General features: G+C 33.1%; 20 protein-coding genes. 19 read left to right on the forward strand and 1 reads right to left on the reverse strand.

What is annotated here, in order from left to right; genetic code table 11:
• Position 1 precedes the first annotated feature (1 nt).
• The 18 genes from ACODH8_RS03600 (at position 2) to ACODH8_RS03685 (ending at position 15,717) form a co-directional block, all read left to right on the forward strand.
• Complete coding sequence (locus tag ACODH8_RS03600; RefSeq protein ID WP_420504007.1) at positions 2-610, forward strand: NADPH-dependent FMN reductase; 609 nt, start codon at positions 2-4, stop codon at positions 608-610.
• 13 nt (positions 611-623) lie between these two features.
• A complete protein-coding gene (locus tag ACODH8_RS03605; protein WP_420517515.1) occupies positions 624-1,808 on the forward strand; it encodes an NAD(P)H-dependent oxidoreductase in 1,185 nt (394 codons plus the stop codon).
• 16 nt (positions 1,809-1,824) lie between these two features.
• Positions 1,825-2,211, forward strand: a complete 387-nt coding sequence (locus ACODH8_RS03610; RefSeq protein WP_420517517.1) for a YbgA family protein — start codon at positions 1,825-1,827, stop codon at positions 2,209-2,211.
• Positions 2,212-2,316: 105 nt separating this feature from the next.
• A complete protein-coding gene (locus ACODH8_RS03615) occupies positions 2,317-3,006 on the forward strand; it encodes a Crp/Fnr family transcriptional regulator (protein ID WP_332466624.1) in 690 nt (229 codons plus the stop codon).
• A 105-nt stretch (positions 3,007-3,111) separates the two neighbouring features.
• On the forward strand, positions 3,112-3,720 hold the full coding sequence (locus ACODH8_RS03620; RefSeq protein WP_420517518.1) for an ECF transporter S component: 609 nt from the start codon (positions 3,112-3,114) through the stop codon (positions 3,718-3,720).
• Entirely contained in the window at positions 3,713-4,453 is a 741-nt protein-coding gene (locus ACODH8_RS03625; protein ID WP_420517520.1) for an energy-coupling factor transporter transmembrane component T, read from the forward strand. Before ACODH8_RS03620 ends, ACODH8_RS03625 begins: the two co-directional genes overlap by 8 nt.
• Positions 4,450-5,298, forward strand: a complete 849-nt coding sequence (locus tag ACODH8_RS03630; RefSeq protein WP_420517522.1) for an energy-coupling factor ABC transporter ATP-binding protein — start codon at positions 4,450-4,452, stop codon at positions 5,296-5,298. The genes ACODH8_RS03625 and ACODH8_RS03630 overlap by 4 nt, the downstream gene beginning before the upstream one ends.
• A 1-nt stretch (position 5,299) precedes the next feature.
• A complete protein-coding gene (locus ACODH8_RS03635; protein ID WP_420517524.1) occupies positions 5,300-6,091 on the forward strand; it encodes an energy-coupling factor ABC transporter ATP-binding protein in 792 nt (263 codons plus the stop codon).
• A gap of 2 nt (positions 6,092-6,093) precedes the next feature.
• Complete coding sequence (locus tag ACODH8_RS03640; protein ID WP_420517525.1) at positions 6,094-7,029, forward strand: nucleoside hydrolase; 936 nt, start codon at positions 6,094-6,096, stop codon at positions 7,027-7,029.
• Between the two features lie 194 nt (positions 7,030-7,223).
• The gene (locus ACODH8_RS03645; RefSeq protein WP_332466618.1) at positions 7,224-7,586 is read left to right on the forward strand and encodes a DUF2620 domain-containing protein; all 363 of its coding nucleotides are present in this window, start codon (positions 7,224-7,226) and stop codon (positions 7,584-7,586) included.
• A 25-nt stretch (positions 7,587-7,611) separates the two neighbouring features.
• On the forward strand, positions 7,612-8,928 hold the full coding sequence (locus ACODH8_RS03650; protein WP_332466617.1) for a YhfT family protein: 1,317 nt from the start codon (positions 7,612-7,614) through the stop codon (positions 8,926-8,928).
• A gap of 18 nt (positions 8,929-8,946) precedes the next feature.
• Positions 8,947-9,828 (forward strand): phosphotriesterase-related protein, encoded by an 882-nt coding sequence (locus tag ACODH8_RS03655; protein WP_332466616.1) that lies wholly within the window; start codon positions 8,947-8,949, stop codon positions 9,826-9,828.
• A gap of 4 nt (positions 9,829-9,832) precedes the next feature.
• Entirely contained in the window at positions 9,833-10,930 is a 1,098-nt protein-coding gene (locus ACODH8_RS03660) for an aminotransferase class V-fold PLP-dependent enzyme (RefSeq protein ID WP_332466615.1), read from the forward strand.
• A gap of 10 nt (positions 10,931-10,940) precedes the next feature.
• Entirely contained in the window at positions 10,941-11,864 is a 924-nt protein-coding gene (gene yhfZ / locus ACODH8_RS03665; protein WP_332466614.1) for a GntR family transcriptional regulator YhfZ, read from the forward strand.
• 10 nt (positions 11,865-11,874) lie between these two features.
• Entirely contained in the window at positions 11,875-12,225 is a 351-nt protein-coding gene (locus ACODH8_RS03670) for a hypothetical protein (protein ID WP_332466613.1), read from the forward strand.
• A gap of 1 nt (position 12,226) precedes the next feature.
• Positions 12,227-13,384, forward strand: coding sequence for a YhfX family PLP-dependent enzyme (locus tag ACODH8_RS03675; protein ID WP_332466612.1), 1,158 nt, complete (start codon positions 12,227-12,229; stop codon positions 13,382-13,384).
• Positions 13,385-13,388: 4 nt separating this feature from the next.
• Positions 13,389-14,606 carry a phosphopentomutase gene (locus tag ACODH8_RS03680; RefSeq protein ID WP_332466611.1) on the forward strand — a complete coding sequence of 406 codons (1,218 nt, stop codon included), beginning with the start codon at positions 13,389-13,391 and terminating at the stop codon, positions 14,604-14,606.
• Between the two features lie 94 nt (positions 14,607-14,700).
• Positions 14,701-15,717 (forward strand): amidase family protein, encoded by a 1,017-nt coding sequence (locus ACODH8_RS03685; protein WP_332466610.1) that lies wholly within the window; start codon positions 14,701-14,703, stop codon positions 15,715-15,717.
• A gap of 33 nt (positions 15,718-15,750) precedes the next feature.
• On the opposite strand, the gene ACODH8_RS03690 is transcribed toward ACODH8_RS03685, so the two are convergent.
• Positions 15,751-17,694, reverse strand: coding sequence for a sucrose-specific PTS transporter subunit IIBC (locus tag ACODH8_RS03690; RefSeq protein ID WP_332466609.1), 1,944 nt, complete (start codon positions 17,692-17,694; stop codon positions 15,751-15,753).
• A 228-nt stretch (positions 17,695-17,922) separates the two neighbouring features.
• Here ACODH8_RS03690 and ACODH8_RS03695 point away from each other — a divergent pair, with 228 nt between their 5' ends.
• Positions 17,923-19,407 (forward strand): sucrose-6-phosphate hydrolase, encoded by a 1,485-nt coding sequence (locus tag ACODH8_RS03695; RefSeq protein ID WP_332466608.1) that lies wholly within the window; start codon positions 17,923-17,925, stop codon positions 19,405-19,407.
• Positions 19,408-19,416: the final 9 nt, after the last annotated feature.

Here is a 19,416-nt window from a genome sequence, read left to right on the forward strand (position 1 = left end):
AATGAAAAAAATGATTGGATTAGTAGGAACAAACTCGGATAATTCAACAAACAGACAGTTACTTTATTTTATGAAGGAGCATTTTAAGAATCACGTAGATATTGAAATTGTAGAAATTAAAGACATTCCTTTATTTAATAAACCAGAAGACAAAAAACTTCCTAGCGTTGTCACAGAAATAGCAGAAAAAATTGAAGCAGCTGATGGTGTGATTATTAGTACACCCGAGTATGACCATGCAGTACCTGCATCATTAATGAATGCTTTAAACTGGCTTTCTTATCATATCTATCCGTTTTTAGATAAACCAGTCATGATAACAGGCGCTTCATATGGGACATTAGGTTCTTCAAGAGCCCAACAACACTTACGTCAAATGTTAGATTCTCCAGAATTAAAAGCCCGCATTATGCCAAGTTCTGAATTTTTATTAAGTCATTCCTTGCAAGCATTTGATAAAAATAATCAATTAAAAGATACAGAACAAGTAAAAAAATTAGAAGCTTTATTTAAAGACTTTATGGTGTTCGTTGAAGTCATGAAACAATTAGGAAATGCACATGAAGCAAATAAAAAAGAAGCTGAAAACTTCTCTTGGGAAAACTTATAAAGGAGAGAAAAAAATGAAATTAATCGGAATTGTAGGTTCAAACGCAGAGGTATCATATAACCGTACCTTATTAAATTTTATGGCAAAGGAATACAAATCTTTGGTAGAGATTGAAGTGTTAGAAATTAAAGATATTCCATTATTTAATCAAAGTGATGATCAAACAATGAGTGAACCCATTCAATATTTGAATAAAAAAATAGTAGAAGCAGATGGTGTGATTATTGCAACGCCAGAACATAACCGCTCGATTCCAGCAGCCTTAAAAAGTGTTTTAGAGTGGCTATCATTTAAAATTCATCCTTTAGAAGAAAAACCAGTAATGATTGTTGGGGCTTCTTACTACGATCAAGGTTCATCTAGAGCTCAGCTAGATTTACGTCAAATTTTAGATGCACCAGGAGTTAACGCGATTGTGTTACCTGGGAATGAATTTTTATTAGGAAAAGTCAAAGAGGCATTTGATACAAATGGCAATTTAAAAGATGACAAAACAAAAGAATTTTTAACTAAGTCATTGAAAAAATTTATCCAGTTTGTGTCACTAGTAACTAAATTAGAAGAAGCTGAAAAGCCAGTTCTACCTAAAGAAGATTTACATGCAACTGGCAAAATAGAAACAACTATTGATGGTGTTGATATGAGTGCTGATGACTGGGTAGAGCAAGCTGCTGAAAAAGTGGGTGCAGTAGAAGGTAATACCTATGTTAAATTAGATAGAGGATTATTAACAGTAGATCAACTAAATTATTTCTTATCTTCTATGCCAATGGAATTGACCTATGCAGATAATAACAATCAATTTTTATACTACAATCAAGTAGCTCCAGCAGAGGAAATGTTAGCTTCAAGAACACCTAACCAAGTTGGAAATCCATTAGCTAATTGTCATCCTGAGGCAGCTCTTAAAGGAGTTGAGTGGGTGGTTCAACAACTTCGTTCAGGAGAAACAGACTGTGTTCGGGTAAATGTCCCGACTCATGGACCAGATAAATATGTTGTTCATAACTATCAAGCCATTCATGATAATGACGGAAATTATGCTGGAATTAATGAATATATTTTAGATTTCAAACCAATTATTGATTGGTATTTAAAACAAACCGGTCAAACACTTGTAGGAGATGTGGACGCTGTGACAAGTGCTTCTAAGAAAGATGAAGTAGATGCTGTAAGTAGTGCTTCTGTGAAAGACTAAAAATAGGATGAGGTAAATGGCTACTGATAAAGAATTATTAAAAGCTTTTCAATCTTCTTGGTCAAAAAATAAATATTGGGTAATGTCTCGTTCTCAACAAGGATATAATCAAATTCGGTTACTAGCTAAAGGAAATGATTGGACTGTAGAAAAACAACAAGAGTATGAATTGGTTTTAGAACAATTAAATCAAGTAGAGCCTACAGAAAAAACATTACGTGTGACGTATCAACATGTTTGGGGATATTTCAAAAAGCAAGCAGATAATTCTGAAAAAGAAACCTATCAACAATTGATTTCTAGCAATGTCTTAGATGATGGTGAGCTTGAGTTATTCTTAAAAAACTTAGCTGTTAAATACAATCAAGAATATTTGTTGAAAATGAGATGGCTATTAGATTAGGGGAAAGATGACTTTTTGAGTCATCTTTTTTTGATAGAAAGGTAAATCTAGTTTTTTTGTTAATGACGTTATAGAATAAATATAAAAACGATGGGAGGGAGACACATGACACAAAATAAAAACAGCAAAATGGAAAGAGCAATTCTAAATTACACTGAAATCAAACCATTTCTAAATGGAACAGAACAAAGAAAAATTTATCAAATAGGGGATAGAATTGTTGAACGTGGTGATCACCCAAGTAATGTTTTTTTTATTATTAAAGGAAGTGCAATGGGGCAAAGAAATTACGAAGATGGCAATCGTTTTAATTATTTTGAGCTAGATAGTACCAATGGAAGTATTGGTTTACTAGAAATACTAGGACAAAAAAATAAATATGTAGCAACCATAACGTGTATCACTGATGTTGAAATTATTAAAGTGCCTTCAGAAGTTGTTTATAAAATTATTATGAGTGACATGGATTTACTTAAGAAATCACTCTATTTGTTAGCTGATGATTTATATAAAAGGTCAGGTAATGATGGTTTGTATTATTATTACTCAGGTATTGATAGAGTTCGCGCGATTTTGATTGAATATTATTACAGTGAACGTACTTATCGAAACGAGGAAAAAATAATAGTCGATTTATCTTACGAGCAAATAGGAAATCAAACAGGAATCAGTGCTAGAACAGTTGGCCGGAGTATGAGAGAAATGAAACAAAATGAAGAAGTTAGCATTAAACACAAAAAAATTGAATTAACTCATCAAGGGGTTCAATTAATGAAAAATCAATTATCGGAATAAAATAGATAATGTAGACAAATGTCCTTTTCGTTTAAAAGAAATATCTACTATACTAAATTTACATTAATAAGCTTATAAATGAAAACGGTTTAATAGGAGGACGAAATGAAGCAAGGATTAAAATATGATTTTTCATTAATTGCGCTATTATTGATACCAGTCGGTGTTTCATTAAATGTAGTTGGTTATCAACTGTCATCGGTTTTAAAATTACCAGTCTTTATTGATATGATTGGAACGCTACTCGTTTCAATGATTGCAGGACCATGGGTTGGGGCTTTAACAGGGGGACTAGGTAACGTGGTTAATGGGATGTTAAATCCGATTGCCATTGTATACGGACTTGTTTCCATTAGTGTGGGATTAATTTCAGGCTATTTTTCTAAGTGGAAATTTTACAATAATTTATTAGGTGTCGTAGTTGCTTGTGTAGTCATTGCAGTAGTTTCAGCATTTTCAGCAGCCTTAGTAACAGTATTTATGTTTGGCGGTGTGACTGGATCAGGAACAGACTTAATTACAGCAACCTTTTTAGCAGCAGGGAAAGAATTGTGGAATTCAGTTATTTCAACAAACTTAATCTCTGGAACAATCAATACCATTATTAATTTCTCGATTAGTTGGATTATTGTTCGAAGAATTCCAGATAGGTTTTTAGTTAAATTAAATTACGGTTTACCATATGTATTAAAAGGAGGAGAGCAAATTGGCTAATAGAATTGTTAATTTATATCCTTCAACTAAATTCTTTTGGATGTTACTAACGATTATTGTTTGTATGTTTACTCCAGGCTATTTAGTTCAGTATAGTGTATTTCCAATTATTGTGATGTTTAGTTTACTATCTAAAAATACTACAAAATTTTTATCAGTTTTTATGAAATCTATCGTAGTTATTGTTTTGTTTATCTTTATTATCCAAACTTTTATTATTCAAAATGAGGATTCACAACCAGTTTGGTGGTTCTTTAAATTTTCTCAAATAGGGTTAATGAGTAGTCTGTTAATGACATCAAAAATTGTAGGAATCAGCTCAGCTGTAATCTATTTTTTTCAAGTTACTCAAACAAAAGATATTAATTATGCTTTAGAGAAATCAGGAGTTCCTAAAAAGGTGACCTTTGTTATTGCTTCAACAATTCAACTAATACCTCAAATGTCTAGTTTATCAGCAACTATTACGGACGCTCAAAAGTCTAGAGGTATTGAATCAGAAGGGAATTTACTTGTTAGGATGAAATCCTTTGTTCCAATGATTGGACCTTTAGTGTTGTCTTCTATTCAACAGACTGAGGAACGCGTATTAACGCTAGAAGCAAGAGGTTTTTCTTCTAAAAGTAAAAAAACAGCCATCTATGAATTGAAAAAAACTAAAATGGATTACCTATTAACAACTATTTGTTTATTTGCAGGCGTAATCTTTGTTATATGGGGGATGATTTTATGAGTCTTATAACCTTAAAAAATATCAATTACACGTATCCTTTAGAGTCTAAAGCAACGATTAAAAATCTAAATTTAACACTTGAATCTGGTAAAGTATACGGTTTAATAGGAGCCAATAATGCTGGAAAAACAACACTATGTAATATTATTAGAGGTTTTATTCCCTCAGTATATAGAGGGCAATTAGAAGGGGAAGTCTTATTAAAGGGGAAAAATATGACTTCTTATGATTCAGGAGAAATTGCTTCAATTATTGGTTATTCTTTTCAAAATCCTTTTACACAAATATCAGGTGTTAAAGAAACGGTTTATGAAGAAATAGCTTATGGAATGGAGAACTTAGGTGTTCCCAGAGAGAAAATGATTCAGAAGGTAGAGGAATTACTAAAACTATTTAATTTAGAAGAATTAAAAGACAAAAATCCTTTTGAACTATCTGGAGGGCAAAAACAACGTGTTGCCTTAGCCTCTATTATAGCTTTAGATCCAGAAGTGATTATTTTAGATGAACCAACTTCACAATTAGATCCAAAAAGTACGGAAGATATATTTAATATCATTAAGTTATTAAAATCTACAGGGAAAACAATTATTTTAATTGAGCATAAAATTGATTTAGTTGCTGAATATTGTGATGATGTGATTTTAATGGAGAATGGACAAATTATTATGCAGGGTCCTTCTCGTAATGTGTTAACGAATGAATTAGTTCTTAAGCATGGAGGCCAGTTACCTCAAGTAACACTTTTCTTTTTAGAAGGAAAAAAAGCTGGGAAAATATCAGCTGATAGAAAGATACCAATTACAATAAATGAAGCTTATGAGTTTCTAGGAAAGGAGAAGTAAAATGGGATTTTTAGAGATGAAAAAAGTGTCATTTACTTATCCAAATGGTTACGAAGCAATTAGGAATGTAGATTTAAACTTTGAAAAAGGGGAGTCTGTCGCAATAATTGGCCAAAATGGTGCCGGTAAGACAACAACTGTTAAACTGATGAATGGTCTATTAAAGCCTTCTGCAGGATCTGTACTTGTTGACGGGGTAGACACTAAGAATAAAACAACTGCTCAAATTGCTAAAACAGTCGGATATGTTTTTCAAAATCCAGACGACCAGATTTTCCAAGAAACAATATACAAAGAAATTTCGTTTGGATTGATTGATAAAAGAAATCCTTCTGAGACAGTTAAAGAAAGAATTCTAGAAGCTGCTAAACTGTGTCAATTGGATGAAGTTTTAGAGGAACATCCATATAACTTACCGTATTCTAAACGAAAATTTATTACGATTGCAGCTATTATTGCAATGGACACTCAAGTGATTATTCTTGATGAACCAACAGCAGGACAAGATAGAGAATCAACTGAATTATTAGGAAACATCATAACAACTCTTAAAAATAGAGGGAAAACGGTTATTACGATAACTCACGATATGGAATTTGTATCAAAAGAATTTCAGCGCGTTATTGTCTTTTCTAATAAAGAAAAACAATATGATGGTTTACCTAGAGATATTTTTTGGAATGAGGACTTATTAAAAAGAGCAGATTTGAAACCGCCTTTTATTTGTCAGTTCTCACAAAAAATAGATATAGCAAATGTCATATCGATAAGTGAATTGATTGAGAGGATATAAAGATGAAATATATTTTAATTGATTGTGATCCAGGACATGATGATGCCTTAGCAATTTTGACTGCTGTTGCGCAAAAATCAGCTATCACTATTTTAGGCGTAACAACCATTGGAGGAAATCAAACTCTAGAAAAAGTAACAAAGAATGCTAAAAATGTTTTATCTTTTATTCAGTCTGATATTCCATTAGCTATGGGACAAGAAGGACCGCTTGTTAAAACGTTAGAGCCAAGTGACGAAGCACATGGAGATAGTGGGATGGATGGCCCATTATTTGACGGATTAGACTATCCAGTAGTTTCATATAATGCAGTTGATTTTATGTATGAGAAAATAAAATCAAGCCCACATAAAGTGACGATTGTTGGGTTAGGACCACTCACAAATATTGCTTTATTGCTAAAAGTTTATCCAGAGATACATTCTAAAATTGATTGCATTAGCTTAATGGGTGGCGGAATCTCCCACGGTAATACAACTTCTTTAGCCGAATTTAATATATATGTGGACCCAGAAGCTGCTCATATTGTTTTTAATTCTGGAATAGAGATTATTATGTCAGGGCTTGATGTTACTGAAAAAGCTGAAATTTTAGTGTCAGAAATTGATACATTAAAAAATAAGGGAAGAGTCAGTCATTTAGCCTATGAATTACTTCATTTTTACAATGAATCAGGGAAACAATTTGGGTTTATCAATAGTCCAATACATGATTTATGTGCCATTGCTTATTTGGTGAATGCTAATATGTTTAATGGAACGAAATACTATGTAAATGTTGACACATCAGACGGTATATCAAGGGGATTAACATTTGCTGACAAACGAAGAAAATCAGAAGGATTAGCAAATACGTTGGTGTTAGAGGATGTCAATCGAGAAATCTTTGCTCAACTGTTAATTGAGTCTCTTGAGATATTAGATAAAGAAATTATTTAATCCACAAAAGCTAACATCTAGTAAACAAGGATGTTAGCTTTTTATTACAGGGGTTATGTTGTCTAGTGAAAATTAAAGCGGTGTTATTTATCAAGAAAAGGCTTGCATTTTATTTATTATCACTTATACTGAAAGCGTAATAAATATTTTGTATCAATATACAAAAAAATGTATATTGAGAAAGGAGAATTTATATGAAAAAAATAGTTGTAGGTGGACAGATTGACAAACCTGAAGTTAAGGCCCTTGTTGAGAAACATGCAAATGGTAATTTTGAAGTAGATGTTAAGAGTGACTTAGATGCAGCTATGGCTGTTAAAGCTGGTCAAGCTGACTTTTACTTAGGCGCTTGTAATACAGGTGGCGGTGGCGCATTAGCTATGGCACTAGCATTATTAGGAAGAGAAAACTGTGTAACAGTTTCAATGCCATCAAGCATGATGAGCGAAGAAGAAATCAGACAAGAAGTTCAATCTGGTAAAAAAGCATTTGGTTTTACAGCACAACATAAAGATATAGTAGTACCAATTATTATGGACGAATTATCAAAATTATAAAATATAAAGAGAATGGTGGAAAAAAATGGACTCATCTAAAATAATTGAATTGATTGCTATTGCAGCTTTGGGAGGACTAAGCTCAATTTTAGCAAATAAAGGTATCGCGGTTTTTAACGACGGTTTACGTCCAATCGTTCCAGAATTTCTAGAGAAAAAGATTGGTAAAAAAGAATTAGCGGCAACAAGTTTTGCCTTAAGTTTTGGTTTAGTTATTGGATTTGGTATTCCAGTGTCAATCGGTGCTTCAATTTTATTAGTACATAGTATTTTATTAATGACTGATATTATTGGTTCATGGGCTCCAGAAGGCAAAAAAGGAATGATCATTGCTGGTATTATTGGTGCTGTTTATGGAGTTGGTTTAGTGTTAGGATTACAAGCAGTGGTTGATGCATTTGCTTTAATGCCTGTTAACTTTATTGATTCATTATCAAAAGTTGGTGCACCAGTTGTTATTTCATTTAGTATTTTCCCAGCAGTAGCAATTGCAAGTCAACATGGCTTTAAAAAAGGTTCTATCTCATTTGGTGCGACATTATTAACATTATTTATTGTAAAACAATTTGGGACTTTTAAATTAGCTAATGGTACATCTTTAACATTAAGTGCAGAAGGTATGTCACTTTTAGTTGGTATGATTTTCATGATTTACTACGCTGTTAAAGTTAAGAGTGATGGAAGTAATTCAAATGAAAGTTTAGTCAGTGTCTTTTTAGAACGTGTTAACAGAATTAAGAAAAACTGGATTTGGTTATCAGCAATGGGTGGATTAGTTGCAGCAGCAACAAGTCTTTTATTAATCGCTGGAGATCCTATTTCTTTAAATCTTTTAGCTGAAGGTAAAGCAAGTGAAGCAGCTTTAGCAGCTTTTGCTAGAGGGATTGGATTTATTCCATTAGTATTCTCAACAGCAATTGTAACGGGTGTTTATAGTCCTGCAGGAACAACATTTGTATTTGTAGTAGGTATTTTATTAAAAGGTAACCCAATTTTAGCATTTGCAGTAGGTGCTTTAGTTATGTTTATCGAAGTACAATTATTAACATTAATGGCAAAAGCTTTAGATAAATTCCCAGGTATTAGAGAAATGGGAGAACATATTAGAACGGCAATGAATAAAGTATTAGAAGTCGCTTTATTAATTGGTGGAGCAATGGCATCAGAAGCAATTGCACCAGGCATTGGTTATTTCTGGGTAATTGGTTTATTACTATTAAACAAAAAAGCAAACAAACCTGTTGTAGATTTAGCTGTTGGGCCGATTGCTGCAATTACTTTAGGTATTTTAGTAAATATTTTAAACTTACTTGGTTTATTCACACCTGTTGTAGCTGGTTAGAAAGAGGGGGCAACAAAAATGGTCTTACAAAAAGGTATCACTTATATGCATGAGCATACAACAATCGATTTATCACGTTTGAAAAATATCGATGACACAAATTTAAATTGCTATGATGAGACTGTAGCAGAATACAAAAAAATGTACGATAAAGGTGTTCGCAATATTGTAGACGTAACGAATATGGATATGAGAAGAAATCCATTGTACGTTAAACGCGTTGCTGATGAAACGGGCATGAATATCATTCAGGCGACAGGCTTTTATCAAGATAAATTCTTACCTGAATTTGTTACAGATTATTCGATTAAACAACTAACAGATTTTATGGTGAAAGAAATCAGAGAAGGTATTGCTGAAACTGATATTAAAGCACACATAATTGGTGAAATCGGAACAAGTAAAAACATCATGATGCCTCGTGAAGAGAAAGTATTTGAAGCGTCTGTTCTTGCTCATAAAGAAACGGGCGTACCAATTACAACTCATACGACACTAGGAACTTACGGTCATGAGCAAGTTGCTTTTTTCAAAGAACGTGGCGTTGATTTAAGTCGAGTTGTTATTGGTCATGTGGATTTAACAGGTGATATTGATTACATTTTACATATGTTAGACCAAGGTGTGTATGTTGAATTTGATACGGTTGGTAAAGAAAATTACCAACCGGATTTACTAAGAGTTGAGATGTTAAAAGAAATTGAAAAAAGAGGATACACTGACAAAGTATTTTTATCAATGGATATCACAAGAAAATCAAACATGGAATACATGGGTGGTATTGGTTATTCCTATTTATTAGATACATTTGTTCCTCTTGCTTTAAACAATGGTGTTTCTCAAAAATTTATCACAAAAATGTTAGAAGACAATCCGATAACATTTATGAATAGAGGTTAAAGCTATGAAAACTTATCCATTAACCAGTTTAACTATTGAAGAAGCAACACAACTTCAATTTAAATTAGTTGATTCCATCACTCGTTTTTTCCCAGGAAATGAAATACTAACACGAGGTGACTTAGGAGTAGTCAAAGGCTTAAACCAACCAGAATTTACAAAAAAAGTAGAAGAAGTACTAGCAGATTTTTTTGAAGCTGAAAGTGCTATGCTTGTCAGAGGTTCTGGAACGAATGCCATTCGACTTGCTCTTTATGGTTCAGTTGGAACAAATGGGACTTTATTAGTCCATGAAGCAGCTATTTATCCTACAACACAAGTATCGATTGATATGTTGGGTATCAAGATAATTCGAGCAGACTTCAACGATTTAGAAGCATTAAAAACAGCAGTGTCTAATGAAAAATTAGACGGTGTATTAGTTCAAGTAACACGTCAAAAAATTGACGACTCATATGATTTAGAAGAAGTGATTAAAACGATTCGTGGTATTAGTGAAAGTTTACCAATCGTTACTGATGATAATTATTCAGCCATGAAAACTAAAGGAATAGGGACACAATTTGGTGGTAGTTTAGCCTGTTTCTCAACATTTAAACTACTTGGTCCAGAAGGTGTAGGATGTATTGTTGGAGATAGCCGATATATTAATAAATTAAAACAAGACAATTATTCTGGTGGTGGACAGGTTCAAGGTCATGAAGCTTTAGATGTTTTAAAAGGTTTAATCTATGCACCTGTTTCATTAGCAATTTCTGCACAGGTAAGTGAAGCATTATGTGCTAAAATCAATGAAGGTGAAATAGAAGGTTTAGAAGAAGCTTTTGTTGTGAATGCCCAATCTAAAGTTGTGGTAATTCAACTAAAAGAAAACAATGCTCGTGAAGTAATTGATGCTGCAACTAAGTTAGGTGCTCTACCACATCCAGTGGGAGCAGAGTCGCAGTATGAATTTTCCCCACTTGTTTACCGAGTATCTGGTACTTTTAGAGCAACAAATCCTGAGGCGGAGCATTCGATGATTCGAATTAATCCAAACCGTGCAGGTGTTGAGACCATCATTCGTATTTTAAAAGAAGCAATGACTATAGTGAAGAAATGAGGAGTTAGGATTGAGTAATAAATTCTTGAAGAAAAAAGGGGTAATCATTAATCATTTAGCATCTGATTTACTTCAGTTAAAAAAAGGTGATAGAATGCCGAGTATTTCTGAGTATCAGAGTGAATATGATGTTGCTAGAGGAACTGTTCAGAACGCATTGAATTATTTAAAAACAGAAGGTGCACTTGTGACTAAGAGTCATGGACATCTAGGAACCTTTATCGAAGAAATTGATTATGCCATTTTACAAGAATATGCTCTTTCTGAAGCTATTTTAGGAACGATGACTCTACCTTATTCACGTTTATATGAAGGATTAGCAACTGGTATTTATGAAGAATTTAAAGAGCATAATATCAAGTTGAATCTTGCTTATATTCGTGGATCTAAGGAAAGAGTTCGGTCAATATCAATGAAGACGTATCGTTTTGCAGTAGTATCAAAATTTGCTGCAAAACGAGCGATTCAACAAGGTGATCCATTAGAAATTGTGATTGATTTTGGGAAGCAAACTTATTTAAGCGGGCATGTCTTATTATTTGCTAACCGTCATAACAATAGTATTGAAGATGGGATGAAAGTGGCGATTGATTATAGTTCACTGGATCAACAAATGTTAACGAATGAAAGCATTCAAAACAAGCAGGTTGAGCTGGTTGAAATGCCTGGTCATCAAATTATTCACTCTTTAAAGAGCGGGCAAATTGATGCAGGGATTTGGAATTTTGATGAGATTCGTGACAAAAACTATGAAGAGTTGAACTATATCACGTTAGACAATAATCAATTAGAAGAGGAAATGAGTACTTCAGTTATTGTTTGCCATCAAGATGATACGTCAATGGAAGCTTTCTTTAACAAGAGTTTTGATATGAAACGAGTTTTAGATATTCAAACACAAGTAGGCGATGGGACAATGGTTCCAAGATATTAAGGAGAAAATCATGATTAAAGAAAAACTAGATATATTAGTTAGTTCAGAAGTAATTGATGAAGCAACACGTCAATATGTATTACAAGTTTTAGAGTATTTACTTGAAAACAACATTATTAATGAAGTAGCTGAGTCAGATGTGTTCTTAACACATTTAGCAATGGCTGATACAAGACGCAAGAAAAATGAAGCAGTAGCAAGTTTAGATGATTTTATTTTATCTGAAATTACTGCTGATCCTAAATTTTCTGATGCAAAAGATTTATGGGTAAGCATTGAAGAAATGGCAACAAAAAACTTTGAAGAAGCGGAATTAGATTATTTTTATCTACATATCATTAATTTATTAAAGGAGGATTAATATGTTTTTAGAAGCTACAAAACGTAGAAATCCTGAATTAATAGATGCGGCTATCAAGTTACATCAAGAAGGAGCAATCCTACCTGATACATATATTTTAGACTTAGACCATATTGTTGAAAATGCCAAAGTCTTAAAGAGACATGCTGACGAAGTTGGAATTGACTTGTTTTACATGACCAAACAAATTGGTCGTAATCCATTAGTCTCTCAAGCTATCAGAGAAGCAGGCATTGAACAAGCAGTTGTTGTTGATTTTAAAGAAGCTTTAATTATGATGGAGCATGGTTTACCAATTGGTAATGTTGGGCATTTAGTTCAAGTTCCAGTAGCTCTGTTAGAAAAAGTGATTGATTATGGACCAAAATATATGACAGTCTTTTCACTTGAGATGCTGAAAAAAATCAATGAAGCAGCAAAAAATGTTGGAAAAGTTCAAGATATTTTATTAAAAGTGATTGAGCCAACGGATGAAATTTATGAAGGTCAATTTGGTGGTTTTCATTTAGACGAGTTAGAGCATTTAGCAACTGTTTCTAAAGAATTAAGCCATATTAACATTTCAGGATTAACCTCTTTCCCATGTTTCTTATTTGATGGTGAGAGTGAGTTAAAACCAACAAATAATATTCAAACCATTGAAAAAGCAACTCAAATTTTAGCTGAGAATGATATTTTAATTACTGAATTAAACATTCCTTCAGCAACATGTAGTAAAACAATTCCATTAATTAAAGGCATTAACGGGACACAAGGTGAACCGGGCCATGCGTTAACAGGGACAACACCTCTTCACGCTAAAATGGATTTAGAAGAAGTTCCAAGTATGATTTATGTTAGTGAGATTTCTCATAACTTAGATGGTAAAGCCTATTTTTATGGTGGTGGTTATTACCGAAGAGGCCATTTAGACAATATCTTAGTGGTGAATGAGGACAATACAAAAACAGATGATAAAGTAGAAGCTTTTGGTAATGAGAGTATTGATTATTACCTAACTGCTGAACATACTCATGCAGTAGGTTCAACGGTATTAGCAGCTTTTAGAACACAGATTTTCGTAACAAGAAGTGATGTAGCAGTTGTTTCTGGTATTAGTAAGGGACAACCTAAAGTAGAAGGTATATACAACAGTCTGGGAAATTTAATTAGAAGGTGATAAGATGAGTAGATTTGTTGTGATTGTATTAGATAGTTTTGGCGTAGGGGCAATGGATGATGTTTCAAAAGTTAGACCACGAGACATCGGAAGTAGTACGGCAGGACATATTATAGAAACAAATCCAAGTATTCAACTACCAACATTGGAAAAATTAGGTTTAATGAATGCTTTAGGATATGAGATTGGTGAACATAAAAAATCAGAAACTGCTGTTTTTGGTACATCTAATTTGTCTCACCACGGAGCAGATTCGTTTTTAGGTCATCAAGAGATTATGGGGACAACACCTAAGATTCCTTTAATTCAACCCTTTAATCAAAAAATTGACGAAGTTGAAGCTAATCTTTTAAAAAATGGTTATTCAGTTCGTCGAGTGGGTGAAAAAGGTACACAAATTTTAGTGGTTAACGAAGTGGCGACAGTAGGGGATAATTTAGAAACGGATTATGGTCAAGTTTATAACGTTTCTGCTTGTCTTGATTTAATTAGTTTTGAAGATTTAAAAACATTAGGGCATGTTGTTCGTGAAGTCGTTCAAGTGTCTCGAGTGATTACATTTGGTGGGGAGCAAGTCACATTAGATGATTTATTGGCCGCTAGAAAAATTAAAAACAATGAAATAGCTGGAGTAGATGCACCTGAGTCTGGTGTTTATAATCATGGTTATCAAGTTGTTCATCTAGGATATGGGATTGATAAAAATGTTCAAACACCAACTATTTTAGATAAAGAAGGCATTACAGTTTCATTTTTAGGAAAAATCGCTGATATTATTCAAACAGATAGTACAAGATTATTCCCTGGTGTAGATTCTGATTATTTATTTGATTGCTTGATAAGTGAAGTTAAAGCAATTGAGACAGGATTTATTGCTTTAAATATCCAAGAAACAGATTTAGCAGGACATGCTGAAGATGTTCCTCGTTACTCAGATCGTTTAGAACTAAGTGATAGAAGAATCGCTGAATTATTACCTTTACTTGTTGAGGGCGATATTTTAGTGGTGATGGCAGATCATGGCAATGACCCAACCATTGGTCATAGTAATCACACAAGAGAGCGAGTTCCTCTTCTTATTTATAGTCCTGGAAAAGAAAATATAGAAATTGGTTTAAGAAGTACAATGGCAGATGTAGGTGCAACCGTAGCGGACTTTTTCAAAGTATCAGCACCACAAAACGGTACGTCTTTTCTTAACAGTATTATTGAAAATAAATAAAGAAAAGTTTTTGGAAACTTAATGAAAACAATAAAGAGATTGAGACATAAGTATATTCACTTATTTCCCAGTCTCTTTTTTTAGGAGGATGAAGATGGTAAACAGAGTACAAAATTACGCTAAAAAAACATTTTTAGCAATAGATAACCGATATAAATCAGTTAAAAAAGTTTATCCTAATAGTATTGATAACATATCAGAATCAAGTGGTTATTTTATGGGGACAAAAGAAGTAAAAACTATTTCTGAGGCCTTTATTTCTCGACTAAATAGGTTAGGCTTTAGTCATCATACAATTGACAAAGCAAGTTTATCAGGTAGAGCAATTGATTTAGATTTAATCAATCCGTTAACAGGAAATTACATGACCGGTTCATCTAGTGGAACAGCTCTTAATGTGTTTTTAGGAATTAATGATTTAGGTATTGGAACAGATGGTGGGGGTTCTGTTTTAGCTCCCGCTATGAGTTTAAATCTATGTGGCTTTATTCATCCAGAAATAGGTAAAGATAGTACTAGTAAAGAAGAAGTTAAAGTATCAACAGATGGTGTGGCGTTTTCACCATCAGTTGGATTAATCACGAGAGAGTTAGAATTGATTGAATGTGTAATAGAAAATGAATTTAGCTTTGAGTCAAAAGGAAAGATCAGAATAGCAACTGATACTGAAGAGTTGATGTCTAATGAAAAGTTAAATAAAAATAACTATGATATTAGTTTAGTTGAGATGTCAGATAAATATACCAAGGAACGCGGGGAGTTAATAACAGATTTAACTAATTTGTTAGAGCAATACGATATTGTGATATCTAAAGAAGGGCCTGTTGATTTACAAGGATTTGGAGATACTATATTTGGGCACTTTTCTGATGAAACAAAAGCCTATCAACAATTGGCTAATAAAGGATTTATTCGAGTAGCTAATATGGTTAACGCTATTACATTAAGTGTTCCGACAACTCAATTAGGTGAAGGTTACGTTTTGATGAGTAAAAATGACGCTATAATGGGACAGTTAATTAGTATTGGAAAAAACATTCAAGCTGATAAGGATGAATTAGTAGAAAGATACTTTAATGATTTATCGAAATATTTTGAGATGGGCATATGAAAAGGAGGATGACTTAAAATCATCCTCCTTTTTCTAGTTTATTTCTATGATGTTTTCTAAGGAAGTTACAGTTTTTTTATCTAATGATTCAATGTGCTGATAATTCGCTGAGTTAGTGACAATCATCATAACTGTATTGTCATAGCCTTCATTTTGGATACTTTCTCTATCAAAAGTTCCTAAAATATCCCCTTTTTTTATTGTATCCCCTTGTTTGAGGTTAGCTACAAAGTGCTTACCTGCAAGATTAACTGTATCAATACCTATATGAATTAATAATTCTAACCCTTGATTTGAGGTTAAACCATAGGCGTGTTTTGAATCATAACACACAGTTAAGGTACCATCAAAGGGTGAGTAGATGTTGTTATCATTTGGTTTGATAGCAATCCCTTTACCCATCATTTCAGATGAAAAAACAGGGTCATTAACCTCTTTTAAGGGCACGATATCACCTGAAACAACAGCCGGAATAATCAATTTTTTAGAACTTTGATAGCTAGTAGCTGAAGAAGAAGTTGTTTCTTTAGTTATTTCTTCTTCATTTGTTTCACTTGCTAATAGATGCATATGCTTTTTCCCATAAAGTAAAGTTAGAACAAAACTAATAGTAATACTAATAACAATACCAATCATGAAGTAAGGAATTGATTTGGTATCAATTGAAATAAAACCAATTACACTAGCAGGTCCCATAGCAACGGCTAATACGTGGAATATACCAATAAAAGCTGAAGCGATACCTGCAGCGATCATCCCGCAAATGAATGGGAATTTAAGTTTTAAGTTAACACCAAAAATAGCTGGTTCAGTTATTCCTAAAAAGGCTGAAATACTAGATGATGATGCTAGAGATTTCTGTTTTTTGTTTTTAGTTAAAAAGAAAATAGCTAGGGCAGCTCCACCTTGGGCGACGTTGGCCATAGAAGCAACAGGGAAAATAAAAGAACCACCAGTTTTGGCAACTTCAGCAAGTAAAGTTGTCTCAATAGCTGGAAAACTTTGATGAAGCCCAGTAATAACAATTGGAGAGTAGAATAGACCGAAAATACCTAATCCTAACGGGCCAGTTGTATCATATAACCATACCAAACTATTAGTTAAACCGTCCGATACCCCTCGCATCACAGGTCCTACGATTGTGAAGGTTAAAAATCCAGTGATGATAATAGCTAACATAGGAGTAAAGGTAAAATCAAAAGCTTGTGGAATTCTTTTATGGAAAAAGATTTCCAATTTCGCTAAAATCCAAGCAACTACTAAAACAGGTAAGACAGAACCTTGGTAACCAGCTTGGGCAATATTTAAGCCAAAGACGTGCCAATAAGGCATTGTTCCCTCAGCGATTGTATTAGCTACGGCGTAACCATTAACTAAGCTAGGCATAACCATAGCCATTCCCATAGCAGCCCCTAAATAAGGATTTCCACCAAAACGTTTAGTGGCTGAAAAACCAACTAATATAGGTAAAAAAGCAAATGGAGCTGAAGCTAGTAAATTAATAATACTTGCCAAATCAGTTAGTGCTGGGTACATTTCAACAACGGATTGAGGACCAAATAATCCTTGGGAGGTTAAAACGTTATTGATAGCCATAAGCAAACCACCAGCAACTAAAGCTGGAACGATTGGTACGAAAATATCAGACAAGACTTTGATTAAAGCCATAACTGGATTTTCTTTTTTCGATTGGTTAGCCATTGATTTTAAATCATCTTTAGAAACAGAACTAACACCTGTTTCATTAACTAACTCTTTGTAAACGAAATTAACATCCCCAGGACCAATAATAATTTGAAATTGACCATTTACCATAAAAGTTCCTTTAACATCATTTATGTCGTCTAGAGCTTTTTGATTTACTTGACTTGGATCACGTAAAACAAGACGTAATCTTGTAGCGCAATGGGCAGCAGCTTGAATATTATCTTTTCCAAGCGCTGTTATTATGTCTTTAGCAACTTGTTTGTGGTTCATATGAGACTTCCTCCTTTTATTGTTGAAACCGTTTTTCTGACATCACTAAAATATCATGTTAATTTATAAATGTCAAACGTATAACAATTTATAAATTAAGTATTTTTAAATATAAGATATATTTGGTTATATATATAGTTTTTAACAAATGTTATACGTTTGACATTCAGGTTGTTTGTAGAGTAATATAATTCTTAATAAGAACATTATTAACGGAGGCTACTTGAAATGGGACTAATTGAGACGTGGACAACTGAACAACGATATTTACCTTATGATAAATGGGATAAAAGCTATGTGAATGAATTACAGCAAGTTGTAAACCAATCTATTTGGCGTACTCATTATCATATTCAAGCACCAACTGGTTTATTAAATGATCCAAATGGTTTTTCTTTTTTTTATGGTGAGTGGCATTTATTTTATCAGTTTTATCCAATGGGACCAGTTCATGGAATAAAATCGTGGTACCATTTGTCTTCTACTAATTTAGTCGATTGGACAGATAATGGCGTAGGATTACTACCCGACAATCAATTTGATAGTCATGGAGCTTATTCAGGAACTGCAGTACCTGTTGGTGAAGAATTATTTTTATTTTATACAGGAAATGTAAGGAATGAAGAATGGGAGAGAAGTGCGTATCAGCTGGGTGCTATTATGGATAAACAAAATAAGGTTACTAAACTAACTAAGCCTTTAATCTTACCTAATGATGACTATACAGATCATTTCAGAGACCCTCAGGTGTTTTTTTATCAAGATAAATATTATTTAGTGTTAGGCGCTCAAGATAAAAAATTAAGAGGCAAAGTTGTTACTTATCACTCGGATGATTTAATGAACTGGATATTTATTGGTGAACTTAAGTTTACGGAAAAAGACATGGGTTTTATGATTGAATGTCCTAATTTATTGTTTAGTAATGATCAAGTTATTTTTATTTTTTGCCCTCAAGGAATTAGTCAAGATGTAGTAGTTTACGATAATATTTTCCCAAATACTTATCTATTAGCAGATGAATTTAATCCAGAAAAAAATGAATTAATTAATCCAACTCATCTCAAAAATTTAGATGAAGGATTTGATGTGTATGCAACCCAAGCATTTAATGCACCAGACAATCGTGTTTTGGGTGTTAGTTGGGTAGGCTTACCTGAAATTGCTTACCCTAGTGATAAAGATGGGTGGGCCCATGTATTAAGTTTAGTGAAAGAATTCAAAATTGAAGACGGAAATTTAATTCAGCGTCCAGCTGAGGAAGTTTATGAATTACGTCAAGAAAATAAGGTGTTTGAATCTAATGTAGTTGATGGAAAACAGACATTAATAAATGAGATTGAACATTGTTACGAACTAAATCTTTTATTTGAAGCAGGTTCAAAAGGCAAAATAACTTTACTTGCTGATAACGAAAACCAAGGATTTGAGATAAATTTTGATACGAAACATGGTACAATGAGCATAAACCGAGAAAATATAGGTGAGGTTTTTGCTAAAGACTATGGTACTCAAAGGGCTTTTGAAATCGATAAAAGTGACTTGCAATTACAAGTATTTGTGGATCAATCAGTGATAGAAATTTTTATCAATGATGGCAAACAAGTGGTAACAAGTCGTGTCTTTCCGATTCATCAAAAAGGAAGTATCTTAGTAGAAGGGAATTTCACCGTTTTTGAGGGCAATCTATGGACATTACGTTCGATGAAGTAAGGAGATATC

Source organism: Vagococcus fluvialis, from assembly GCF_048815235.1.
GTDB lineage: Bacteria > Bacillota > Bacilli > Lactobacillales > Vagococcaceae > Vagococcus.

Coding starts and splice junctions, on each gene's coding strand:
- ACODH8_RS03600 (WP_420504007.1), top strand. CDS start 2: ATGAAAAAAATGATTGGATTAGTAGGAACAAACTCGGATAATTCAACA.
- ACODH8_RS03605 (WP_420517515.1), top strand. CDS start 624: ATGAAATTAATCGGAATTGTAGGTTCAAACGCAGAGGTATCATATAAC.
- ACODH8_RS03610 (WP_420517517.1), top strand. CDS start 1,825: ATGGCTACTGATAAAGAATTATTAAAAGCTTTTCAATCTTCTTGGTCA.
- ACODH8_RS03615 (WP_332466624.1), top strand. CDS start 2,317: ATGACACAAAATAAAAACAGCAAAATGGAAAGAGCAATTCTAAATTAC.
- ACODH8_RS03620 (WP_420517518.1), top strand. CDS start 3,112: ATGAAGCAAGGATTAAAATATGATTTTTCATTAATTGCGCTATTATTG.
- ACODH8_RS03630 (WP_420517522.1), top strand. CDS start 4,450: ATGAGTCTTATAACCTTAAAAAATATCAATTACACGTATCCTTTAGAG.
- ACODH8_RS03635 (WP_420517524.1), top strand. CDS start 5,300: ATGGGATTTTTAGAGATGAAAAAAGTGTCATTTACTTATCCAAATGGT.
- ACODH8_RS03640 (WP_420517525.1), top strand. CDS start 6,094: ATGAAATATATTTTAATTGATTGTGATCCAGGACATGATGATGCCTTA.
- ACODH8_RS03645 (WP_332466618.1), top strand. CDS start 7,224: ATGAAAAAAATAGTTGTAGGTGGACAGATTGACAAACCTGAAGTTAAG.
- ACODH8_RS03650 (WP_332466617.1), top strand. CDS start 7,612: ATGGACTCATCTAAAATAATTGAATTGATTGCTATTGCAGCTTTGGGA.
- ACODH8_RS03655 (WP_332466616.1), top strand. CDS start 8,947: ATGGTCTTACAAAAAGGTATCACTTATATGCATGAGCATACAACAATC.
- ACODH8_RS03660 (WP_332466615.1), top strand. CDS start 9,833: ATGAAAACTTATCCATTAACCAGTTTAACTATTGAAGAAGCAACACAA.
- ACODH8_RS03670 (WP_332466613.1), top strand. CDS start 11,875: ATGATTAAAGAAAAACTAGATATATTAGTTAGTTCAGAAGTAATTGAT.
- ACODH8_RS03675 (WP_332466612.1), top strand. CDS start 12,227: ATGTTTTTAGAAGCTACAAAACGTAGAAATCCTGAATTAATAGATGCG.
- ACODH8_RS03680 (WP_332466611.1), top strand. CDS start 13,389: ATGAGTAGATTTGTTGTGATTGTATTAGATAGTTTTGGCGTAGGGGCA.
- ACODH8_RS03685 (WP_332466610.1), top strand. CDS start 14,701: ATGGTAAACAGAGTACAAAATTACGCTAAAAAAACATTTTTAGCAATA.
- ACODH8_RS03690 (WP_332466609.1), bottom strand. CDS start 17,694: ATGAACCACAAACAAGTTGCTAAAGACATAATAACAGCGCTTGGAAAA.
- ACODH8_RS03695 (WP_332466608.1), top strand. CDS start 17,923: ATGGGACTAATTGAGACGTGGACAACTGAACAACGATATTTACCTTAT.